This is a genomic window from Corynebacterium vitaeruminis DSM 20294 (assembly GCF_000550805.1).
In the GTDB taxonomy this organism is placed as follows: domain Bacteria; phylum Actinomycetota; class Actinomycetes; order Mycobacteriales; family Mycobacteriaceae; genus Corynebacterium; species Corynebacterium vitaeruminis.
Genome location: NZ_CP004353.1, coordinates 1,827,427 through 1,849,355, shown reverse-complemented (window position 1 = coordinate 1,849,355; position 21,929 = coordinate 1,827,427). Strand labels below are relative to the sequence as shown.

The 21,929-nt window shown below is 68.1% G+C and carries 18 protein-coding genes; 13 read left to right on the top strand and 5 right to left on the bottom strand.

Features of this window, described 5'->3' with window-relative positions; genetic code table 11:
* Positions 1–25 precede the first annotated feature (25 nt).
* From B843_RS08450 to B843_RS08430, 5 genes are all read left to right on the top strand, one after another.
* Entirely contained in the window at positions 26–1,234 is a 1,209-nt protein-coding gene (locus tag B843_RS08450) for a M50 family metallopeptidase (protein ID WP_025253074.1), read from the top strand.
* A gap of 139 nt (positions 1,235–1,373) precedes the next feature.
* Entirely contained in the window at positions 1,374–2,537 is a 1,164-nt protein-coding gene (gene ispG, locus B843_RS08445) for a flavodoxin-dependent (E)-4-hydroxy-3-methylbut-2-enyl-diphosphate synthase (protein ID WP_025253073.1), read from the top strand.
* Positions 2,538–2,659: 122 nt separating this feature from the next.
* A complete protein-coding gene (locus B843_RS08440; protein ID WP_034648351.1) occupies positions 2,660–4,507 on the top strand; it encodes a penicillin-binding transpeptidase domain-containing protein in 1,848 nt (615 codons plus the stop codon).
* Between the two features lie 341 nt (positions 4,508–4,848).
* A complete protein-coding gene (gene map, locus B843_RS08435; RefSeq protein WP_025253071.1) occupies positions 4,849–5,718 on the top strand; it encodes a type I methionyl aminopeptidase in 870 nt (289 codons plus the stop codon).
* A gap of 94 nt (positions 5,719–5,812) precedes the next feature.
* A complete protein-coding gene (locus tag B843_RS08430) occupies positions 5,813–7,255 on the top strand; it encodes a cobyric acid synthase (protein ID WP_025253070.1) in 1,443 nt (480 codons plus the stop codon).
* 80 nt (positions 7,256–7,335) lie between these two features.
* On the opposite strand, the gene mtr is transcribed toward B843_RS08430, so the two are convergent.
* Complete coding sequence (mtr, locus tag B843_RS08425; RefSeq protein ID WP_025253069.1) at positions 7,336–8,718, bottom strand: mycothione reductase; 1,383 nt, start codon at positions 8,716–8,718, stop codon at positions 7,336–7,338.
* 206 nt (positions 8,719–8,924) lie between these two features.
* Positions 8,925–9,968, bottom strand: a complete 1,044-nt coding sequence (locus B843_RS08420) for an alpha/beta hydrolase (RefSeq protein WP_025253068.1) — start codon at positions 9,966–9,968, stop codon at positions 8,925–8,927.
* A gap of 461 nt (positions 9,969–10,429) precedes the next feature.
* Here B843_RS08420 and mqo point away from each other — a divergent pair, with 461 nt between their 5' ends.
* From mqo to B843_RS13935, 3 genes are all read left to right on the top strand, one after another.
* Positions 10,430–11,926, top strand: a complete 1,497-nt coding sequence (gene mqo, locus B843_RS08415; protein WP_025253067.1) for a malate dehydrogenase (quinone) — start codon at positions 10,430–10,432, stop codon at positions 11,924–11,926.
* A 122-nt stretch (positions 11,927–12,048) separates the two neighbouring features.
* Positions 12,049–13,149, top strand: a complete 1,101-nt coding sequence (locus tag B843_RS08410; RefSeq protein WP_025253066.1) for an ATP-binding protein — start codon at positions 12,049–12,051, stop codon at positions 13,147–13,149.
* Complete coding sequence (locus tag B843_RS13935) at positions 13,121–13,900, top strand: vWA domain-containing protein (RefSeq protein WP_025253065.1); 780 nt, start codon at positions 13,121–13,123, stop codon at positions 13,898–13,900. The genes B843_RS08410 and B843_RS13935 overlap by 29 nt, the downstream gene beginning before the upstream one ends.
* Positions 13,901–13,944: 44 nt before the next feature.
* Here the strand turns inward: B843_RS13935 and B843_RS08400 are convergent, their stop codons facing one another.
* Positions 13,945–14,325, bottom strand: coding sequence for a DUF2255 family protein (locus B843_RS08400; RefSeq protein ID WP_025253064.1), 381 nt, complete (start codon positions 14,323–14,325; stop codon positions 13,945–13,947).
* Between the two features lie 271 nt (positions 14,326–14,596).
* Here B843_RS08400 and cobO point away from each other — a divergent pair, with 271 nt between their 5' ends.
* From cobO to B843_RS08385, 3 genes are read left to right on the top strand one after another with little or no spacing between them, the layout of a single operon-like run.
* A complete protein-coding gene (gene cobO, locus B843_RS08395) occupies positions 14,597–15,217 on the top strand; it encodes a cob(I)yrinic acid a,c-diamide adenosyltransferase (protein ID WP_025253063.1) in 621 nt (206 codons plus the stop codon).
* 46 nt (positions 15,218–15,263) lie between these two features.
* Positions 15,264–16,676 (top strand): cobyrinate a,c-diamide synthase, encoded by a 1,413-nt coding sequence (locus B843_RS08390; protein ID WP_038596069.1) that lies wholly within the window; start codon positions 15,264–15,266, stop codon positions 16,674–16,676.
* Positions 16,673–17,197, top strand: coding sequence for a methylated-DNA--[protein]-cysteine S-methyltransferase (locus B843_RS08385; RefSeq protein WP_197020772.1), 525 nt, complete (start codon positions 16,673–16,675; stop codon positions 17,195–17,197). Before B843_RS08390 ends, B843_RS08385 begins: the two co-directional genes overlap by 4 nt.
* A 1-nt stretch (position 17,198) precedes the next feature.
* Here the strand turns inward: B843_RS08385 and B843_RS08380 are convergent, their stop codons facing one another.
* Positions 17,199–18,566 (bottom strand): protein adenylyltransferase SelO family protein, encoded by a 1,368-nt coding sequence (locus B843_RS08380; RefSeq protein WP_025253060.1) that lies wholly within the window; start codon positions 18,564–18,566, stop codon positions 17,199–17,201.
* Between the two features lie 34 nt (positions 18,567–18,600).
* Here B843_RS08380 and cobA point away from each other — a divergent pair, with 34 nt between their 5' ends.
* Complete coding sequence (gene cobA, locus B843_RS08375; RefSeq protein WP_081751539.1) at positions 18,601–19,341, top strand: uroporphyrinogen-III C-methyltransferase; 741 nt, start codon at positions 18,601–18,603, stop codon at positions 19,339–19,341.
* On the opposite strand, the gene yaaA is transcribed toward cobA, so the two are convergent.
* Positions 19,338–20,102 (bottom strand): peroxide stress protein YaaA, encoded by a 765-nt coding sequence (gene yaaA, locus B843_RS08370; protein ID WP_025253058.1) that lies wholly within the window; start codon positions 20,100–20,102, stop codon positions 19,338–19,340. The two genes, cobA and yaaA, sit on opposite strands and share 4 nt — an antisense overlap.
* 32 nt (positions 20,103–20,134) lie before the next feature.
* Between yaaA and B843_RS08365 the strand changes: the two genes are divergently transcribed.
* On the top strand, positions 20,135–21,892 hold the full coding sequence (locus B843_RS08365; protein ID WP_025253057.1) for a proline--tRNA ligase: 1,758 nt from the start codon (positions 20,135–20,137) through the stop codon (positions 21,890–21,892).
* The last annotated feature ends 37 nt before the right edge of the window (positions 21,893–21,929 follow it).

Here is a 21,929-nt window from a genome sequence, read left to right as displayed (position 1 = left end):
ATTCACCTACGATTGGTTGTACTGAGTGCTTTCCTACCTTCTTGGGGTTCTCCTCTTCGCCGTGGGCATCGCCATCACCATTGGCGTCCACGAGGCTGGCCACTTCACCGCGGCCCGGATTTTCGGGATGCGGGTGCGCCGGTTCTTCATCGGGTTTGGCCCCACGCTGGTCTCCTTTAGGCGCGGGCACACCGACTACGGCTTCAAGCTGGTGCCCGTCGGCGGCTTCTGCGACATCGCGGGCATGACCAACCAGGACGAAGTCACCGAGGAGGAAAAGCCCTTCGCGATGATGAACAAGCCGTGGTGGCAGCGCGTCATCGTGCTCTTGGGCGGCATCATCGTCAACCTCGTCGTTGCCTTCCTCATCTTCTACTTCATCGCCCTGAGCTCGGGCCTGCCGGACCCCAAGGCGAGCACCGTCCCCACGGTTGGCGAGGTCACCTGCGTGGCCCCGTACCAGGTCGACGCGCAGACGCTCGCCGACTGCCAGGGCACCGGGCCCGCTGGCGAGGCGGGGGTCAAGACCGGGGACCAGATCGTGTCCGTCGACGGGCAGGAGGTCCTAAGCTTTACCGACCTGCGCGACTACGTCATGCAGCACGCAGGCCAGACGATCGCCCTCGAGGTGGTCCGCGACGGCGAGCACCTCACGATCGACGTGCCGGTGGTGTCCGCCAAACGGCTCGACCAGGACGGCAACGAGGTCACCGTCGGCGCGATCGGCGTGAGCAACGCCCCGGTGGAGATCAAGCCGGTCGGCGCGGGCAAGGCCTTCGTGGTCGCCGGGAATTACATGAACGCGATGCTCGACGCCTCCGTCAAGGGGCTCGCGTCCTTCCCGGCGAAGCTGCCGGGGGTCGTGGCCTCCATCTTCGGCGCCCAGCGCGCCGAGGACAGCCCGATGAGCGTGGTCGGTGTCTCCCGCGTGGGCGGCGAGCTGGTCGAGCACTCCATGTGGGCGAGCTTCTTCAACCTGCTGGCCAGCCTCAACCTCTTCCTCGCGGTGTTCAACATCATCCCGCTGCCGCCGCTCGACGGCGGCCACATCGCGGTGGTGCTCTACGAGAAGATCCGCGACTTCTTCCGCCGCCTGCGCGGGCTGCCCGCCGCGGGCCCGGCCGACTACCAGAAGCTCATGCCGGTCACGGTTGCCGTGGCGGCGCTACTGCTGGGCGTGGGCGCGGCGGTGATCCTCGCCGACGTGGTCAACCCGATCCGCCTGTTCGGCTAGGTGCCGTCGGCACCCAGCGCCCCGGAATGCCGCAGGCCTTCACGGTGTTAGAATTGTCGAAAAGTATCAACCGACTTTCAATAGGGTCGCGCCCGCGCGCGCTCAACGCGCGAGTGCTGCTCGAGGAGAACAAGAACACGTGTCTACCCCCATTGGCCTAGGACTTCCCGACGCTCCGCTTCCGGTGCTGGCACCGCGCAGGAAAACGCGCCAGATCATGGTCGGCAACGTCGGCGTCGGGTCCGATTACCCCGTGTCGGTCCAGTCGATGACCACCACGAAGACGCACGACGTGAACGCCACCCTCCAGCAGATCGCCAAGCTCACCGCCACCGGCTGTGACATCGTCCGCGTGGCCTGCCCGAAGACGGTCGACGCCGAGGCGCTGCCCCTGATCGCGAAGAAGTCGCCCATCCCGGTCATCGCCGACATCCACTTCCAGCCCAAGTACATCTTCGCCGCCATCGACGCCGGCTGCGCCGCCGTCCGCGTGAACCCGGGCAACATCAAGGAGTTTGACGGCCGCGTCAAGGAGGTCGCCAAGGCCGCCGGCGACGCGGGCATCCCGATCCGCATCGGCGTCAACGCCGGCTCGCTGGACAAGCGCCTCATGGAGAAGTACGGCAAGGCCACCCCGGAGGCGCTCGTCGAGTCCGCCATCTGGGAGGCCGGCCTGTTCGAGGAGCACGGCTTCGGCGACATCGCCATCTCCGTCAAGCACAACGACCCGGTCATCATGGTGGAGGCCTACCGCCAGCTCGCCGCCAAGACCGACTACCCGCTCCACCTCGGCGTGACCGAGGCGGGTCCCGCCTTCCAAGGCACCATCAAGTCGGCCGTGGCCTTCGGCGCGCTGCTGAGCCAGGGCATCGGCGACACCATCCGCGTGTCCCTGTCCGCCGACCCGGTGCAGGAGATCAAGGTCGGCGACCAGATCCTGCAGTCGCTCAACCTGCGCGAGCGCGGCCTCGAGATCGTCTCCTGCCCGTCCTGCGGACGCGCGCAGGTCGACGTGTACAAGCTGGCCGAGGAGGTCACCGCCGCGCTCGACGGCATGAACATCCCGCTGCGCGTGGCCGTCATGGGCTGCGTCGTCAACGGCCCCGGCGAGGCGCGCGACGCCGACCTGGGCGTGGCCTCCGGCAACGGCAAGGGGCAGATCTTCGTCAAGGGCGAGGTCATCAAGACCGTGCCCGAGTCCCAGATCGTTCAGACCCTCATCGAGGAGGCCATGCGCCTGGCCGAGGAGCAGGGCCTGGAGATCAAGGAGGGCCCGGCGGCGAAGGTGTCCATCACCAAGTAGCACCGACCCAATCGTCAACGACCCCCGCGGGAGACTCTTCCCCGGGGGTCGGCGCATATCCACAGGATTCGGCGGGGAGTGGCAGGCGGCCGGTGTCGTGCTTCGGTGCTAGGTTAAGGCACATGCGGAGATTTTTGTCACTACTTGTCGCGTCCTCGCTCGCTGCGACGAGCCTCGCCGCCTGCACGCCCAAGCCGGCCTCGGCGGAGCCGGTGGTCAAGCAGTTTTTGAGCGACTGGGCCTCCCAGGACTTTGACGGCGCGGGCGATCTCAGTGACAACCCGAGCTCCGCCTCGGACACGCTCCAGGCGAGCTGGGATGGCTTGCAGGCCGAAGGCGTCGATACGCAAGTAACCGATGTGAAGCTCAACGGCACCACCGCGACGGCGAATTACCACGTGACGTGGGACCTGCCCAAGGACCGCGAGCTCAGCTACGACGCCACGATGACGCTCAACCGCATCAACGACGAGTGGAAGGTGCGCTGGATGCCCTCGGCGCTGCACCCGCAGCTGGGCGCGAACCAGCACCTCGAGCTGCGCGCGGTCAATGCCGAGCGCGCGAGCGTGATCTCCTCCGACGGCGCCGACGTGCTCACGCCCGGCACCGAGTACCGAATCCTCGTCGACCTCGACAAGACGAACGACAAGACTGCGACGGCGCGCACCCTGGCGGCGGCGCTCAACGCCGCGCACGCCACCGACAACACCGTGCCCACGGCCGACGCCGCGGACCTAGCAAAGAAGCTGGCCGACGCCAGCGGCACCTACTCCGTGGCGCTCGTGAGCACGCAGCAGGGCGAGGCGCTGAAGAAGACGCTCGCGGCGAACCAGGAGATCACCTTCAACGAGGAACCGGCGATGGTTCCCACCGACCCCACCTTCGCCCCGGACATCGTAAACCGCGTGGCCTCGCTCGTGGAAAGCGACCTCGAGGGCGCCAACGGCTGGGAGGTCGCCGCGGTGTCCAACGAGGGTGCCGTCATCGGCGAGCTCGACTACCACGCGCCGCAGGTCGCGCCCGCGGTGAAGATCAGCCTCGACCACAACGTGCAGAAGGCCGCCGAGGAGGCCGTCAACCTGCGCGCCGACATGAAGACCATGCTCGTGGCCATCCGCCCCTCCACGGGCGAGATCCTCGCCGTCGCACAGACCGACCTCGCCGACCAGGACGGCGACCTCGCGCTCAACGGCCAGTTCCCGCCCGGATCGACCTTCAAGATCATCACCGCCTCGGCGGGCATCCAGGACGAGGGGCTCAGCCCCGATAGCATCGTGCCCTGCCCGGGCTCGATGAACATTTACGGCCGCATCGTCAACAACTACAACCAGTTCTCCCTCGGGGACGTGCCCATGACCACCGCGTTCGCCAAGTCCTGCAACACCACCTTCGCCAACATCTCCGAACAGCTGCAGAAGGGGCAGCTCAAGGACATGGGCGCCTCCTTCGGCCTCGGCGTGGACTACACGATCCCGGGGCTGACCACCATCACCGGTTCCATCCCCGAGGGCGAGACCGAGCTGGAGCGCACCGAGGCTGGCTACGGCCAGGGCTACGACCTCGTCAGCCCCTTCGGCATGGCGCTCGTGTCTGCAACGGCGGCGGCGGGCAAGACCCCGATGCCCACGCTCATCACCGGCCACGAGACCACAGCGAACCAGCAACCGGCGGCCCCGGCACCGGCCACGCTCGAGCAGCTGCGCACGCTCATGCGGGCGGTGGTCACCAACGGCACGGCGTCCGGCATGAAGGCGGGCGGGAAGATCTACGGCAAGACCGGTGAGGCCGAGATTACCGGCGGCTCGCACGCGTGGTTCACCGGCTACCGCGACGACCTTGCCTTCGCCACCCTCGTCGTCCTCGGCGGCGGGTCGGAGACGGCCGTGTCGGTGACGGACAAGTTCCTCACCGGCCTCGACGCGCTCAACTCCGGGGCGGGAGACGCGAGCCAGCTCGCCCCCAGTGAATAGGCAAATAAATCGGGTAGTCGACTTGGCCAACAACGAGGTGGGGCCTCGCCCGGCGCAATGCCGCGAAGAAGTAAGCGCGCCCAGCAGCGCTCGGCCGTCCATGCCAAGCCCGCCCCGACGCCGCCGCCCGAACCCGCGCGAGTAGACTTTGAGGTTCCGAACAAAGTCGGGCGCTCCAACCCAGCTGGAAGCAGACTTCGGCCCCGATCGGCCCGGCCACGGGCCGCAGACGCGGCCGGATCCGCACAGCCTTGGGCTGCGTTCGTGGCCAGCTCCCGGTAGAGTTTTCGGCGCGCCCACCTTGCTTTTCGTATCTCTCGTCAGTAGTTAGGACTTTTTCCATGGCTTCCACCCGCGCACCGCTTCGACCAGGCAACCCCACCCCGATCCGTGAGGTTCCCGCGTCCATTCCCCGCCCGGAGTACGCCTGGAAGCCCACCGTCAACGAGAACAACGGCGAGCCCTTCGTCCAGACGCCCGAGGTGATCGAGGCCATGCGCGAGGCCTCGGAGATCGCAGCGAACGCGCTCGCCGTCGCCGGCGCCGCCGTGGCACCCGGGGTCACCACCGACGAGATCGACCGCATCGCGCACGAGTACATGTGCGACCACGGCGCCTACCCGTCCACCCTCGGCTACCTCGACTTCCCCAAGTCCTGCTGCGTCTCGCTCAACGAGATCATCTGCCACGGCATCCCGGACGACACCGTCATCGAGGATGGCGACATCGTCAACATCGACGTCACCGCCTTCAAGAACGGCGTCCACGGCGACACCAACGCCACCTTCCTCGCCGGCAACGTCTCCGAGGAGCACCGCCTGCTCGTCGAGCGCACCAAGGAGGCCATGATGCGCGGCATCCGCGCCGCCAAGCCGGGCCGCGAGATCAACGTCATCGGCCGCGTCATCGAGTCTTACGCCAAGCGCTTCGGCTACAACGTCGTGCGCGACTTCACCGGCCACGGCGTCGGCCCCACCTTCCACAACGGGCTCGTCGTCTTGCACTACGACTCCAACGCCTACCGCAACATCCTCGAGCCGGGCATGACGCTGACGATCGAGCCGATGATCAACCTGGGCTCCCTCGACTACACCATCTGGGACAACGGCTGGACCGTCCAGAACAACGACCACCGCTTCACCGCCCAGTTCGAGCACACGCTGGTGATCACCGAGGACGGCAACGAGATCCTCACGCTTCCCACCGTTTAGCGCATTTCGCTTGTCGACGAGCGGGGCCCGGCGCGCATCGCGCCGGGCCCCGCCTTCGCCTTCGGCGGGCGAACGGCCGGTAACATGAGCGACCATGACAGCTTTCTTGGTCGCCGGTTGCACCTCGGACGCGGGCAAGTCCGTCGTGGTCGCGGGCCTGTGCCGAGCCTTTGCCCGCCGCGGCATCCGTGTGGCGCCGTTCAAGGCGCAGAACATGTCCAACAACTCCGCGGTGACCCCCGACGGCGGGGAGATCGGCCGCGCCCAGGCGCTCCAGGCGGCGGCCTGCGGGCTTACCCCCTCGACCACGTTCAATCCGATCCTGCTCAAGCCGGGCTCGGACCGCAGCTCCCAGCTGGTGGTCCACGGCAAGGCACAGGGCAACGTCTCGGCGCGCAGCTACATCGAGCACCGCACCTACCTGCGGGAGGTGGCCGCGCAGTGCCTGAGGGAGCTGGAGGAGGAGTTCGAGTTGGTCGTCTGCGAGGGCGCGGGCTCGCCCGCGGAGATCAACCTCCGCGAGACCGACGTGGCCAACTTCGGCCTGGCCGAGGCCGCGGACCTGCCCGTCTACGTCGTGGGCGACATCGACCGCGGGGGAGTGCTGGCGCACTTCTACGGCACCCACCAGATCGTCGACGAGGCCGATCGCGCCCGCATTAAGGGCTTCGTCGTGAACAAGTTCCGCGGCGACCAGTCGATCCTCGACCCCGGACTCGACCGCCTCGAGGAGCTGACAGGCGTGCCCACGCTCGCGGTCCTGCCCTTCGTCCATGGCCTGTGGATCGACGCCGAGGATTCCCTCCAATCGGCGCTCGGCCGCTCGATCGGCCCGAACAACCCGCCGCTGGGGACGCAGCGGCTCAAGGTCGCGGCGGTGCGGCTCCCGCGGGTGTCCAACGCCACCGACGTCGAGGCCCTGGCCTGCGAGCCGGGCGTGACGGTGGTGTGGACCGACGACCCCCGCGACGTCCTCGACGCCGACCTCGCCGTGCTGCCCGGCTCCAAGGCGACGATCAGCGACCTCGCCTGGATCCGGGCCAACGGAATCGCCGACGCCCTGCTGAGGCGGGGGGCTGACGACCGCCCGGTGCTGGGCATCTGCGGCGGCTACCAGATGCTGTGCGCGAGCATCGACGACCCGGTCGAGTCCGGCTCCACCGAGCCGGTCGCGGGGCTCGGGGTCTTCGACGCCCGCATCGTCTTCCACCCGGACAAGACGCTCATCCGCCACGACAACGGCGCCTACGAGGTCCACCACGGCCGCGTCGACTACTCCGGCGACCCCGCCTGGATCGGCGACGAGGGCTCGCGCCGGGGCGCCGCTTATGGCACCCACCGCCACGGCTACCTCGAGGACGACCCCTCGCGCCGTAGGTTCCTCTCCGAGATCGCGGCGGCCGTGGGCAAGGAGGGCTTCGTCGTCTCCCCGGACACGAGCTTCGCCAGCGAGCGCGAGGCACAGCTCGACGTCCTCGCCGACACCATCGAGCGGTGCTGGGACCTCGATGCGCTCCTCGAGCAGCTCAGGGCATAGAAAGACAGAAACAAGAGCGCGCCGCCTCCCATGAAAGGAAGGCGGCGCGGCGACTTGGCGACTTCGGCGGCTGGCGTTGCCTAGTCGAACTCGAGGCCGAGCAGCGCGTTCTCGATGACCTCGGGCAGCGCGGGGTGGATCCAGTATTCGTCGGTGGCGACGGCGCGGACGTCGAGGTCGAAGGCCATGACGGTGATGAGCTGCTGGATGAGCGTCGGCGCCTGCTCGCCGATGATGTGCGCGCCGAGCAGCTTGCCGGTGTCCTTGTCGGCGATGATCTTGGCGAACCCGGAGGTGTCCTCCATCGCCCAGCCGTAGGCGACGTCGCCGTAGTTCTGGATCTTGACGGTCACGTTGTACCCCGCGTCGATGGCCTCCTTCTCGGTCATACCGACGGTGGCGATCTGCGGGTGGGTGAAGATGCCCGCCGGGACGAACTTGTGCGGCATCTCCTTCAGGTCGTCGGGGTGGAGCAGGTTGTGGCGCACGGCGCGCATCTCCGCGTTGGCCACGTGCTTGAGCTGGTAGGGGGAGGAGACGTCGCCGAGCGCCCAGACCCCGTCCGCGGTGGTGCGGCCGTAGGCGTCGACGGCAATGCGATCCTCGTCCATCTCGATGCCGGCCGCCTCCAGGTTCATGAGGTCGCCGTTCGGGGTGCGGCCGAGGGCGACGAGGAGGATCTCGCCGGTGACGGTGCGCCCGTCCTCGAACTCGATGGTGGTGGAGTTCTCGTCCTGGGTGGCGCCGGTGCAGTTCACGCCCAGGTAGGTGTGCATCTTCCTGGCGGTCAGCTCGGTGATGCGATCGGAGACGTCCACGTCGACCGCGCGCAGCAGGCGCTCGGAGCGATTGATGATGGACACCTCGACGCCGAGGGCCGCGAAGATGTGGGCGAACTCGAGGGCGATGAAGCCGCCGCCGAGCACGATCATGGACTTCGGCAGCTTCTCCAGCCGCATGATGTTCTCGTTGGTGTAGTAGCTCACGCCGGAGGTTTCGATGTATTCCGGGATGAACGGGCGAGCGCCCGCCGCGATGACGATCTGGTCGCCGGTGATCTCCCACTCCTCGTCGCCCTGGCCGGTCTTCAGGGTCTTGGGGCCGGTGAAGGTGGCGTGCTGGTCGTAGACGTCGATGTTGGGGGTGCGCGGCCCGCGGCGGTACTCCTCACCGCCCTGGGCGATGGGGTCGATGCGCTTGTCGAAGACGCGGGAGACGATCGACGGCCAGTCCACGCCGTCGATGTGGGAGGAGATGCCGTAGCGCTCCGAGTCGCGGATGGTCTGCGCCACCTCGGCAGCGTAGACGAACATCTTGGTGGGGATGCAGCCGACGTTGAGGCAGGTGCCGCCGAACACGCCCTTTTCCACGATGGCGATCGACTTGTCGTCGAACTCGGGGCCGGGGATCGAGTTGCCGGAGCCGGTACCGACGATGATCAGATCGTAGTGCTTGGTGTTCAAGAGCGGTTATCTCCTTGGTGGACGTATCGTGAGGCGCATAGCGGGCGCAAGGCCGCGCGCGTGCGTTCGGGTTAGCTAGACCGATGCAGATCGGACGGCCGGGGCGACCCAGACCGCGCGCCGAAAATGATGGCCCCCATCATAACGGCGAAACCGCCCCGCGTATTCCCGCTAAGGGGGCCGCGGGGCGGACCAGTGAGGCCGCGCTACTCGGCGAAGGCGTGCTGGGCGAGCCAGCCGTCGCAGGCCTTGAACGCGCGATCGGTGACCTCGGTGCTCGACAGGAACACGTCGTGGACTGCGCCATGGAGCACCTCGAGCGCGCTCGAGTCGGACAGGTACGGCGCCCAGCGCCTGATCTGGTGGACGTTGAGCACGGAGTCGGAGACGTGGGAGGCCTCGGAGTAGGGCTTGCCGGCCGTCGAGCGGTCCGAGCAGAGCGTGAGCACCGGGACCCCGCAGTTGAAGTGGCCCGCGTGCAGCGGCTCCTGGGTCTTGATCACCGTGCGCAGCCAGCCCACGTACTTGGCGTGCCCGCCGAGCGGCTTGAAGCCTAAGTCGTAGTCCCACACCCCGTGGCGGGAGACGTGCAGGGCCTCGCCGTAGGCGGTCATCTCCTTCCGCGGCAGGGCGAGCATCGGCCAGCGCCGCCCGATGACCTTCAGCGCGGGCGCCGCCGCGCGCGCGACCGGGGCGGGCACGATCATGTCGAGCCAGGGGCTGTTGAAGATCGCCCCGCGGATCCTGCCCAAGAGCGGGTCTTCCGCGCGCCGCAGGTGGTCGAGCCAGCTGGCGACGATGAGGCCGCCGGTCGAGTGGGCGAGCAGGACGACGGCCGTGTTGGACTCGAGGATGAGCCGCGTAGCGTCGACAAGCTCGGGAAAGTAATGTCGCAGGTCCGTGTCGAAGTGCCAGGTCTGCCCGGGAAGGTGGGCGCGGCCGCACTTGTGCAGGTCGAGGGCGTAGAAGTCGAGGCCGGTGTCGTGGAAGTGCTCGGCGACGTGAGTCTGGAAGAAGTAGTCGGTGACCCCGTGGATGTGGAGGATGGCGACGCGATCCTGGGGCGAACGCGCCCCCGGCTCGCTCGCGGGCGCGTAGTGGATCAGCGCGGCGCGCAGCTCGCCCTCGCCGAGCGGATCGGGGCCCACGTCGAAAAAGCGCTGGCGGTAGTCCCCGCCGAGGCGATCGGGCAGCCACACGTTGTACGGCTCGGTGCCGCCGGGACCGGCGAGGGGGGAGTGCTGATTCATAGGGACAAGGATAAGGCGGCACGCTGGAATTCTCGACACACCTCGCCCTTTGAAGGGCGAAGGCGCCCCGGCCCGGGTAGCGCGGCGGGGAAAAGGAGGCTCTTAACTTTCTCCTATGCAAACGTATCCATTCGGACGTGCGCGAGGGGGCACCAATCGGGGGTAAGGCCTCCAACCTGCCACCTTGCGTTTGCGAGAAAAGCCCTTGTTTTTAACACCCCCAATAGTTGAGAGCGTAGACTCTTACGAGGATGAACTGCTGGTTCTTTGCAGGTCATGTCGCCTGTGGTTGCCGCGGCATGGCTCGGAAAACCGCTGTTCATTGGGACGAGAATCGCCTTCTCACTCCGCCGCCAGCGCGCAACGGCGCCCCGATCCGGGGCACGTGTGCGGCCGCGGCGGCTTTGGCGGATTCACAACTAAACGGGAAACACAAAGCGTAGAACGCAAGGAAGTTTGAAATGTCAGATTCCAAGAACAACGCAGCCATCAGCCACGAGGTGGACGTGGCACTGGTGGGCGCTGGCATCATGAGCGCAACGCTCGGTGCTATGCTTCGCGAGCTTGAGCCGGGCTGGTCGCAGATCCTCTTCGAGCGACTCGATGCCCCCGCCGAGGAGTCTTCTTCTCCTTGGAACAACGCTGGTACCGGCCACTCCGCGCTGTGCGAGCTGAACTACACCCCTGAGGTCAACGGCAAGATCGAGATCGCCAAGGCGATCGGCGTGAACGAGAAGTTCCAGGTCTCCCGCCAGTTCTGGGCGCACCAGATGGACCGCAACGTCCTGGGCGATCCGCGCGAGTGGATCAACCCGGTTCCGCACGTTTCCTTCGGCCGCGGCGAGGAGCAGGTCGAGTACCTGAAGAAGCGCTACGAGGCACTCGTCGGCCACCCGCTGTTCCCGAACATGGAGTACACCGACGACCGCGCGAAGTTCGACGAGATGCTCCCGCTGATGGCCGACGGCCGCAGCGCCTCCGACAAGGTCGCCATCTCCTGGACCAAGGCCGGCACCGACATCAACTACGGCGCCCTGGCCAAGCAGTTCCTAGCCTCCGCCAAGGAGAACGGCACCGAGATCCGCTACGGCCACGAGGTCACCAACCTGACCCGCGACGGCCAGAAGTGGAAGATCAACGTCAAGAACCGCCACACCGGCGAGACCTCCGTCATCCGCGCCAACTTCGTCTTCGTCGGCGCTGGCGGAATGGCCCTGCCGCTGCTGCAGAAGTCCGGCATCCCGGAGATCCGCGGCTGGGGTGGCTTCCCGGTGTCCGGCCAGTGGCTGCGCTGCACCAACCCCGACATCATCGAGCAGCACGCCGCCAAGGTCTACGGCAAGGCTTCCATCGGTGCTCCGCCGATGTCCGTCCCGCACCTCGACACCCGCGTCATCGACGGCGAGAAGGGCCTGCTGTTCGGCCCGTACGCCGGTTGGACCCCGAAGTTCCTCAAGCAGGGCACCTGGTTCGACCTGTTCAAGTCCATCCGCCCGACCAACCTCATGTCCTACGTGGGCGTTGGCCTGCAGGAGTTCGGTCTGACCAAGTACCTCATCACCGAGGTCATCAAGGATCAGAAGGCCCGCATGGAGTCCCTGCGCGAATACATGCCGAACGCCAAGGACGAGGACTGGGAGCTGGTCACCGCCGGTCAGCGCGTCCAGGCCATCCAGCCGGTCGTCGGCCCGCGCTTCTCCACCCTCGCGTTTGGTACCTCGCTGATCAACTCCAGCGACGGCTCGATCGCCGGTATCCTCGGCGCTTCCCCGGGAGCCTCCATCGCTCCTGCCGCGATGCTCGAGCTGCTCGAGCGTTGCTTCGGCCAGAAGATGATCGAGTGGGGCGACAAGGTCAAGGAGATGGTCCCGTCCTACGGCATCAAGTTGGCAACCGATAAGAAGCTGTTCGAGGAGATCTGGGGCTACACCCAGAAGACCCTGCAGCTGGAGGATTAAAAGCCTTTCGCTTATCGACGAAATCCGCCCCGCGAAGCGTTGCTCCGCGGGGCGGATTTACTATAGCTACGTCGGTGTAGGTTAGAAGAAAACACGAGTCATTAAGAGGTTGGTTGTTGCAGGTGTCATCCCCGAAGCGTTACCAGTATCCGTTTTCCGCCATCGTCGGCCAGGAGCAGCTCAAGCTGGCGCTGATCCTGTGTGCCATCTCGCCGAAGATCGGCGGCGTGGTCATCAGGGGGGAGAAGGGAACCGCCAAGACCACCACGGTCCGCGCCTTCGCCTCGCTCATGGGAGGCGCGCCGCTGGTCAACCTGCCAATCGGCGCGACCGAGGACCGCGTCGTCGGCGCGCTGGACTTGGAGACGGTGCTGACCACCGGCAAGGCGACCTACCGCCCGGGGCTTCTCGCGGAGGCCGACGGCGGCATCCTCTACGTCGACGAGGTCAACCTGCTGGCCGACCACTTGGTCGACGCGCTGCTCGACGCCGCCGCCACCGGCGTGGTCACCATCGAGCGTGATAGCATCTCGCACTCAGCCCCGGCCAACTTCGTGCTGGTGGGCACCATGAACCCGGAGGAGGGCGAGCTTCGCCCGCAGCTGCTCGACCGCTTCGGCCTCTCGCTCGACGTGGCGGCCTCCCGCGACATCCCGGTCCGCGCGGAGATCATGAAGCGCCGCCTGGCCTTCGACGAGGACCCGCAGACCTTCATCGCCGAGTGGGCCGAGGCGGATGCGGACGTCTCCCGCCGCCTCGCCGCGGCCTCGGCGCTTTTGCCCTCGGTGGAGCTCACCGACACCAACGTCGCCCGCATCGCGGCCGTGTGCGCCGCCTTCGACGTCGACGGCATGCGCGGCGACCTCGTCATCGCCCGCGCCGCCTGCGCCCACGCCGCCTGGCAGGGCCGAGAGGAGGTCGAGGACGAGGACATCCGCGTCGCCGCCGAGCTCGCCCTCCCGCACCGCAAGCGCCGTAACCCCTTCGACGAGCCGGGCATCGACGAGGAGCAGCTCGACGACGCCATGGATCAGGCCCGCGAGGAGTTCCCCGACGAGCCGGAGCAAGAGCCACAGGCACCGGAGTCCGAAGAGCAGCCGGAAGCCCCGGCCGCGCCGGAATCTGAAGGAGACCAGGACACCGAAGCGCCCGCAAACCCAGGAGGTCGCGCCGATCAGGGCGCCACCTTTCGCGGTGCGCAAGCTGCAACGGCTCGCACCTAAGAAGGCGGGACTCGAGTCCACGCCAGGTCGGCGCTCGCCCGCCTACACCCCGCAGGGCGGGCACGTCCGGGCGATCAAGGGCGGGCACGGCCTCGACATCATGGGCACGCTCATCGCCGCGGGCGACCGCGGCGCGCAGGTGAGAAACGGCAAGATCACCTTCACTCCGGAGGACTTCCGCGGCAGCCTGCGCAAGGGGCGCGAGTCCAACCTCATCGTCTTCGTCGTCGACACCTCGGGCTCGATGGCTGCCAAGGACCGGCTCGCGGCGGTGACCGGCGCGGTGCACTCGATGCTTTCCGATGCCTACCAGCGCCGCGACAAGGTTGCCGTGATCAGCGTCCGCGGCTTGAAGCCGGAACTGGTGCTGCCGCCGACCTCATCCATCGACGTGGCCCACCGCCGCTTGGAGGACGTGCCCACCGGCGGGAAGACCCCGCTTCCCGAGGGCCTGGCGATGGCAGAGGACCTGATCAAGCGCGAGGCGCTCAAGGAGCCGGGCAGGCGCGCGATCCTCATGGTCCTAAGCGACGGGCGCGCCACCGGCAGGGGTGGGCTCGACAGCCTGCGCGCGGTGGCCAGCGACATCGCCGCCCGCGAGCTGTGCGCCAGCGTGGTCATCGACTGCGAGCGCGGCGGGCGCATCCGCCTGGGGCTGGCCAAGGAGCTGGCCAAGGGCCTGGGCGCGGTGTGTGTGGAGGTCGACCAGCTCGACGCCCGCGCGGTCACGGGTGTCATCGAGACCATCTAGGAGCGCCGCACGAGACCCTCGCCGAAGTTCTCGTGCGGCGTGGATCAGCTCTCGCGCGGGGTGACCTCGACCGTCGCCGCCCGGCGGGCGGAGTCGATCATCGGCGGCAGGTAGGGGCTGCCGGCGTACTTCTTCTCGTACGCCGCGTCGATCCGATCGCACAGCTCCGCATCGTCGATCGGGGTGAACTCCACCTCGAACCCTTCGCCCGCGGAGGTGATCTTGCCCGCCCGCTGCGCCATGGCGGAGCGGTACCAGCGGCCACTCGTCCCGTTGTAGGCGCGCACGAACAGCCGCCCGTCGACGACGACAGACCAGATCCACGTCAGCGTCCCGGTCGTCTTCCCGTCGGCGTGGTACGGCGCGATGTGGAAGTCGTCGCTGGCGGCGATCTTTTCGATTGTTTCTGCAGGCCATGTAGTCATAAGGGACTCCTTCATTCTCAGTTGTGGACTGCTTGCCCCCAGTCAACCAGACTTCAACAGGCTGCGGCATCCCCTCGCCGTGGGAGGACTAGGAGAGACCCGCCCATGAGCTGCAACGACGCTTCAGGTGCGACCTTCTACTGGGAGGACGTGTCTCGCGGTTCGGACCGAGCGTTCACGCGGGCGCGATCCGGTAGGGTGGTGGAAGACTCAGGGCGGGGTGACCGCCCGCACACCCAGCCCATTGCCTCGATTCAAAGGAGAAGCCTCCGTGCCCCAAGGAAAAGTCGACCCAGCCAACATCCCCGACGACGGGCTGACCACCCGCCAGCGCCGCATGCTCCCGATCACCGCCGTGCATACCGGCGAGGGCAAGGGAAAGTCCACCGCCGCTTTCGGCATGGCGCTGCGCGCGTGGAACCAGGGGATGAACATCGGCGTGTTCCAGTTCGTGAAGTCGGCGAAGTGGAAGGTGGGCGAGGAGTCCGTCTTCAAGCGCCTGGGCCAGCTGCACGAGGAGACCGGCGAGGGCGGCGCCGTCGAGTGGCATAAGATGGGCGAGGGCTGGAGCTGGTCCAAGAAGCAGGGCAGCGACGAGGACCACGCCCGCGACGCCGCCGAGGGCTGGGAGGAGATCAAGCGCCGCATCAACGCGGAGGCACACGACTTCTACGTCCTCGACGAGTTCACCTACCCCATCAAATGGGGGTGGATCGACGTCGACGACGTCGTGGAGACCCTGAAGAACCGCCCCGGAAAGCAGCACATCGTCATGACCGGTCGTAACGCCGACCCCAAGCTCATCGAGGTCGCCGACCTCGTCACCGAAATGACCAAGATCAAGCACCCGATGGACGTCGGGCGCAAGGGGCAAAAGGGCATCGAGTGGTAACTGCGGGCAAGTCCGCGTCGGCGCCATGAAGTACGTTTAAGGGGTGATTCCTACTCCCGCCGCCACTTCGCCCACGCCCGGCGTCGTCATCGCCGCCACGAGTTCGGGTTCGGGCAAGACCACCATCGCAACGGGCCTGCTCCGCGCGTTGTCCCGCCGCATGCAGGTCGCCCCGTTCAAGGTCGGCCCCGACTACATCGACCCCGGCTACCATGGCCTTGCCACGGGCACGCCCGGCCGCAACCTCGACGCCGTCATGTGCCCGGGGCTCATCGGCCCGCTCTACGCGCACGGTTCGCGCGGCGCTGACATCGGCGTCGTCGAGGGCGTCATGGGGCTTTTCGACGGGCGCATCGCCGGCAGCGAGGAGGAGACCATGGCCGCCGGAGCCCGGCTGGCAGAGGGCTCGACGGCCGCGGTCGCGGCGGAGCTGGGCATGCCGGTCATCCTCGTGGTAGACGTGCGCGGGATGAGCCAGTCCGTCGGGGCCGTCGTGCGCGGCTTCCTCACCCAGGACCCGAGCGTGCACATCGCCGGGGTCATTCTCAACAAGGTCGGGACCCCGCGCCACGCCGCCGTGTGCCGCGCGGCCGTCGAGGCGCTTGGAGTGCCGGTGCTCGGCGCCGTCCCGCGCGTCGACCACATCGAGGTGCCCTCGCGCCACTTGGGGCTGGTCACCGCGGGCGAGCTTGAGGAGGCAGAGGCCGCGGTGGCGCGGATGGGGGAGATGGTCGCCGAGCACGTCGACCTCGACGCCGTGGTGGCGCTGGCCTCGTGCCGCTGGCGGGGGGCCCCGTGGGAGCCCTCGAAGGCGGTCGGCCCCGTAGCGGGCGCGCCGGTGCGGATCGCCATGACCGGCGGCCCGGCCTTCTCCTTCACCTACGCCGAGCACGTCGAGCTTCTCGAGGCCGCGGGCGCGGAGGTGGTCTCCTTCGACCCGCTGGTCGACGACCTGCCTGACTGCGAGGGCCTCATCATCCCCGGCGGCTTCCCAGAGGAGCACGTCGAGGCGCTGTCCGGGCGCACCGACCTGCGCGAGCAGATCCGCGCCGCGATCTCAGGCGGCCTGCCCGTCCACGCCGAGTGCGCGGGCCTGCTGTGGCTGCTTGACGCCCTCGACGAGCACCCGATGCTCGGCATCATCCCCACCACCGGCGCGATGGCCAGGCGCCTTACCCTGGGATACCGCGAGGCAGTGGCCTTGGCAGATTCCGTGCCCTACCGCGCGGGCGAGCGGGTCACCGGCCACGAGTTCCACCACACCGCACTCGCTAAGCAGTCGGTGGCGGGCTTCGCGCCTGCCTGGGGGTGGAAGGCGTGGGACGGCAGGCCGGTGGCGGAAGGATTCATCGGCACTTACACTGGTGGCCACATTCACGCCAGCTACCTTCACGTGCACCCCGCGTCGGTGCCAAAGTCCGTGGAGCGCTTCGTCCACGCATGCAAGGAGAACCAATGAGCACCGCTCTGGCAGCCACCGTCACCACGCCCGACGGGCCGTTTAGCATCATCGCCGACGAGGAGGCGGTGCTGGCCAGCGGCTGGACCGCCGACCTCGAGGAACTGCGCGGGCTCATCCACCCGGACCTGCGCCCCGAGGAGGTAGCTACCGTAGGCGTCGAGACGCTCGATGCGACAAGCGTGCTGGCAGCCGCGCTGGCCGCAGTCATCGACTACTACGCGGGCGACCTCGCCGCGCCTGCGCGGGTGCCGGTAAGGCAGCGCTCCGGCGAGTTCCTCGAGGCGGCCTGGGACGCGCTGCGCCAGGTGACCCCGGGCGCGCCGGTCAGCTACACCGAGTTCGCTGCGCGCGCCGGGAACGAGAAGGCCACCCGCGCCGCCGCCAACGCCTGCTCCCGCAACGCCGCGGCGCTGTTCGTGCCCTGCCACCGCGTGCTGCCGGCCGCGGGCGGGGTGGGCAACTTCCGCTACGGACCTGACGTCAAGGAATCGCTCCTCAAGCGGGAGGCCGCGCAGTAGCCTACGTGCCGCAGTAGGTCACGAACGGCACCCTGCGCGGCGGCACGGGGCGATCCAGCCACGCGATCTCCTCCTCGCTGGCATCGGACGGCCAGGCGTAGGGGTTAGCGAAGGCGCGGGCGAGCAGGTCAACCCGGGAAAGGTCCCCGCCCTCGGCGAGCGCCAAGGCCTCCTCCAGGAGGTGGTTGCGCGGGACGATGAGCGGGTTTTTCTCGCTCAGCGCCGCGGTGTCGGGGCCCAGCGCGCGCCAGCGCTCCAGCCACAGGCGTACCTCGGGCGGGTATGCACCCTCGGCCCCCGCGCCTTCCGCTTCCGCCAGCCCGCGCAGGAAGCGGTGGTAGTCGATGCCCGTACCGGGCAGGAGCTCCGCGAGGTCGTCGAGCAGCTCCTCGACCGGCGGGGTGACCGCCAGCCCCGCCGCGTCGGCCATCTCCTCTAGCCAGCGGCGGCGATAGGCGCTGGCGTAGCCGCCGAGGACCTCATGGGCGTCCTCGAGGGAGAGCAGTGGGATCATGGCCTCGGCAAGGCGCGCGAGGTTCCAGCCTAGGATCGCGGGCTGGTTGCGGAAGGCGTAGCGGCCCTGCCGGTCGATGGAGCTAAAGCAGGCGTCGGGGTCGAACTCGTCGATGAAGGCGCACGGCCCGTAGTCGATGGTCTCGCCCGACAGCGCGGTGTTGTCGGTGTTCATCACGCCGTGCACGAAGCCCGCGCGCATCCACTTGGCCACGAGGGCCGCCTGGCTTTCGACGACGCCCGCGTAGAATTCCTTGTAGCTCGAGCCGGGGGAGAGCGTGGCGACCGCGTAGTCTAGGGTCTTTCTCAGCGTCTCCTCCCCGCGAAGCGCCGCGTGCTGGAGGCTGCCCACGCGCAGGTGCGAGCGCGCGACGCGGACGAGCAGCGCGCCGTCGGTGACGGTCTCGCGCTGGATCCGCTTTCCCGTGGTCAATACCGCGAGGCTGCGGGTGGTGGGGATATTAAGGCCCGCCATCGCCTCCGAGACGAGGTACTCGCGCAGCATGGGGCCGATCGCCGCCTGCCCGTCGCCGCCGCGGGCGAAGGGGGTGGGGCCGGAGCCCTTGAGGTGGATGTCGTAGGACTGGCCATCAACCTCGACCTCGCCCAGAAGGAGCGCGCGTCCGTCGCCGAGCAGCGGCACGAACTGCCCGAACTGGTGGCCCGCGTAGGCCTGCGCGTGACCGGCGTTGCGCTCCTCGTCGCCAAGCGCCGCCAGGAGCCGCTCGCCGTCGATGCCGAGCCGGCGACCGAGGGCGTCGTTGAACACCGCGACCTGAAGGTCGGGGAAGCACTCGGGCGACCACGGGGTGCACATCTCGGGCAGGGCCTCGGCGAAGCGATGGGTGAGAGTCATTCACCCATGCTATCGACCGCTAGACTTATTCTCCATGAGTGAAAGCACCCCTTTGGTCTCTTTGGTGGGCGGCGGCCCCGGCGCGTGGGACCTCATCACGGTCCGCGGCATGCATCGCCTCCAGGAGGCGGACGTCATCCTCGCCGATCACCTGGGCCCCGCGCCCGAGCTGGACAAGCTGTGCGACACCGAGGGTAAGGAGATCATCGACGTCTCCAAGCTGCCCTACGGCAGGCAGGTGGCCCAGGAGAAGATCAACGAGATGCTCGTCTCCTTCGCCAGCGAGGGCAAGCGCGTGGTGCGGCTTAAGGGCGGGGATCCGTACGTCTTCGGCCGCGGCTTCGAGGAGCTGCAGGCGCTGGCCGCCCACGGCTTTGCCGCCGAGGTGGTTCCCGGCGTGACCAGCGCGATCTCCGTCCCCGCCATCGCGGGCATCCCGATCACCCAGCGCGGGGTGGTGCACTCGTTTACGGTCATCTCCGGGCACGTCCCGCCGGGGCATGAGACCTCGCTGAACAACTACGAGGCGCTCGCGCACACCGGCGGCACCTTGGCCGTCATCATGGGCGTGAAGAACGCGCCGAAGATCGCCCGGGCGCTGCTGGACGCCGGCAAGCCCGCGGACACCCCGGCCGCGATCATTCAGGAGGGCACGACTAACGCCCAGCGGGTGTTCCGCTGCACCCTGGGCACGCTCGCGCAGACCATGGCGGACAACGAGGTCAAGCCGCCAGCGGTCTACCTCATCGGCGACGTCGCGGCGCTCGAGGCCTAGCTCGGCGTTTTCACGATCACGACGAGCTCGTTGGCCTTCGCGCCCGTTTGCTTTTCGACGTCAAAGCCTTCGGCCACCGCCGCCTGGGCGACGTCGTCGATCGAGCTGGCGGGCGCCCCGCCCGCAGTGAGCAGCCGCCGGGCGAGCAGCCCCTTGTAGTGCTTGTTGAAGTGACTGATCACCTTGCGGCTCCCGTCCGGGCGTAGCGACTCCACGCGCACCGTGAGCGCGCCCGCTACCTTCCCCAGCTGCTGGTAGGTGCCCGAGCGCAGGTCGATGAGCAGCTCCTTATCCGCGACCCGGGAAAGCTCCTCGGTGATGAGTTTTCCCCAGCGCGCCTTCATCGTGGGCACCGGGCCGCCCGCGCGCCGGGGGAGCTTCGTCCCGCCCGAGAGCCGGTAGTGGGGGATGAGGTTGCCCGCGCCGACCACGCCGAACAGCGCGGACCCGATGGCCACCTGCTCGAGGGCCTGTTTGCTCAAGGACTCGGGCTCGAGCGCGTCGTAGAGGACCCCGGCGTAGCGTCGATAAGCGGGAAGCGTGGGGGAGCGGAAAAGCTGCGTGTTGGCCTCCGCCTCCGGGAGCAGCTTCTCCGAAAGGCCAAGGACCGCGAGCGCCGCCTGGGGCGGGAGCGCCGCGAGGTCGCGCGCGATGTCTTCGCGCACCTGGTTGAGGGGGGAAAAGCTCAAGGACTCGAGGTCAAGGGGACCGCCGTCCCCGCCGAAAGCCTTGGTCTCGCTAGGAGGCAACACAATAAGCATCCCTCTAGGGTAACCAGGTAACATCTTCAGACATGATTACACGCCTTTCAACCCTGTTTCTTCGCACGCTGCGCGAAGATCCCGCAGACGCCGAAGTCCCGAGCCACAAGCTGCTGGTTCGCGCCGGGTACATCCGACGCGTAGCACCCGGTGTTTACACGTGGCTGCCGCTGGGCCTGCGCACCCTGCGCAAGATCGAGGCCGTCGTGCGTCAGGAGATGGATGGCATCGGCGCGCAGGAGCTGCTGTTCCCGGCGCTGCTCCCGCGCGAGCCCTACGAGCTGACCAACCGCTGGACCGAGTACGGCGACTCCCTGTTCCGCCTCAAGGACCGCAAGGACGCCGATTACCTGCTCGGCCCCACGCACGAGGAGATGTTCGCCTCGGCCGTGAAGGAGATGTACTCCTCCTACAAGGACTTCCCGGTCACCCTGTACCAGATCCAGACCAAGTACCGCGACGAGGAGCGCCCCCGCGCGGGCATCCTGCGCGGCCGCGAGTTCGTCATGAAGGACTCCTACTCCTTCGACATGACCGACGAGGGGCTGGCGGAGTCCTACCAACGCCACCGCGGCGCCTACCAGCGCATCTTCGACCGCCTCGGCGTCGAGTACGCCATCTGCGCGGCCACCTCCGGCGCGATGGGCGGCTCGGCCTCCGAGGAGTTCCTCGCGGTCTCCGAGAACGGCGAGGACACCTTCGTCCGTGCCACCGAGGGCTCGTACGCGGCCAACGTCGAGGCCGTGGTCACCCAGCCGGGTGCCGAGCGCCCGATCGAGGGCCAGCCCGAGGCCGTCGAGCACGACACCCCGGCGTCCGAGACCATCGACGCGCTGGTGGACTGGGCCCGCGGCGAGGGCATCACCGTCGACGGACGCGAGGTTGAGGCCTCCGACACGCTCAAGTGCATCATCGTCAAGATCACCCAGCCCGGTGCCGAGGAGGCCGAGATCACCGGCATCCTCCTCCCGGGTGACCGCGAGGTGGACATGAAGCGCCTCGAGGCGGCCGTCGAGCCCGCCGAGGTCGAGATGGCCGTGGAGGAGGACTTCAAGAAGAACCCGTTCCTGGTCAAGGGTTACGTGGGCCCCCGGGCGCTGCGCGCCAACGGCGTGACCGTGCTGGCCGACCCGCGCGTGGCCACGGGCACCTCGTGGATCACGGGTGCCGACGCCCCGCAGCGCCACGTCGTGGGCCTGGTCGCGGGACGCGACTTCGAGGTCGACGGCTTCATCGAGGCAGCCGAGATCAAGGAAGGCGATCCGGCTCCCGAGGGGCAGGGCGTGCTGACGCTCGCCCGCGGCATCGAGATCGGCCACATCTTCCAGCTGGGCAGGAAGTACACCAAGGCTTTCGACGTGCAGATCCTCGATGAGAACGGCAAGCGCGCCGTCCCGACCCAGGGCTCCTACGGCATCGGCGTTTCCCGCCTCATGGCGGTGCTCGCCGAGCAGCGCCACGACGAGAAGGGCCTCAACTGGCCGCTCGAGGTCGCCCCGTACCAGGTGCACGTGGTCGTGGCCAACAAGGACTCCGCCGCCCTCGAAGCTGGCGACAAGCTGGTCGAGGAGCTCGACAAGGCCGGCGTCGAGGTGCTCTTCGACGACCGCCCGAAGATGAGCCCCGGCGTGAAGTTCAAGGACTCCGAGCTGCTCGGCATGCCGTACGTGGTGGTGCTCGGCCGCTCCTTCAAGGAGGGCAAGATCGAGATCCGCGTCCGCGGCGGCGAGACCTTCGAGGTCCCGGCCGAGGAGGCCGTGGCGAAGATCCAGGAGCTGCTGAAGGGCTAGGCTCCGCGACAAAAAGAGGGCGGGGCGACCAACCGGA

Bases quoted from the DNA above. Each gene is read 5' to 3' on its own strand.
- B843_RS08440 (WP_034648351.1), top strand. From the start codon at position 2,660: ATGCGGAGATTTTTGTCACTACTTGTCGCGTCCTCGCTCGCTGCGACG.
- map (WP_025253071.1), top strand. From the start codon at position 4,849: ATGGCTTCCACCCGCGCACCGCTTCGACCAGGCAACCCCACCCCGATC.
- B843_RS08430 (WP_025253070.1), top strand. From the start codon at position 5,813: ATGACAGCTTTCTTGGTCGCCGGTTGCACCTCGGACGCGGGCAAGTCC.
- B843_RS08420 (WP_025253068.1), bottom strand. From the start codon at position 9,968: ATGAATCAGCACTCCCCCCTCGCCGGTCCCGGCGGCACCGAGCCGTAC.
- mqo (WP_025253067.1), top strand. From the start codon at position 10,430: ATGTCAGATTCCAAGAACAACGCAGCCATCAGCCACGAGGTGGACGTG.
- B843_RS08400 (WP_025253064.1), bottom strand. From the start codon at position 14,325: ATGACTACATGGCCTGCAGAAACAATCGAAAAGATCGCCGCCAGCGAC.
- B843_RS08385 (WP_197020772.1), top strand. From the start codon at position 16,673: ATGAGCACCGCTCTGGCAGCCACCGTCACCACGCCCGACGGGCCGTTT.
- B843_RS08380 (WP_025253060.1), bottom strand. From the start codon at position 18,566: ATGACTCTCACCCATCGCTTCGCCGAGGCCCTGCCCGAGATGTGCACC.
- cobA (WP_081751539.1), top strand. From the start codon at position 18,601: ATGAGTGAAAGCACCCCTTTGGTCTCTTTGGTGGGCGGCGGCCCCGGC.
- yaaA (WP_025253058.1), bottom strand. From the start codon at position 20,102: ATGCTTATTGTGTTGCCTCCTAGCGAGACCAAGGCTTTCGGCGGGGAC.
- B843_RS08365 (WP_025253057.1), top strand. From the start codon at position 20,135: ATGATTACACGCCTTTCAACCCTGTTTCTTCGCACGCTGCGCGAAGAT.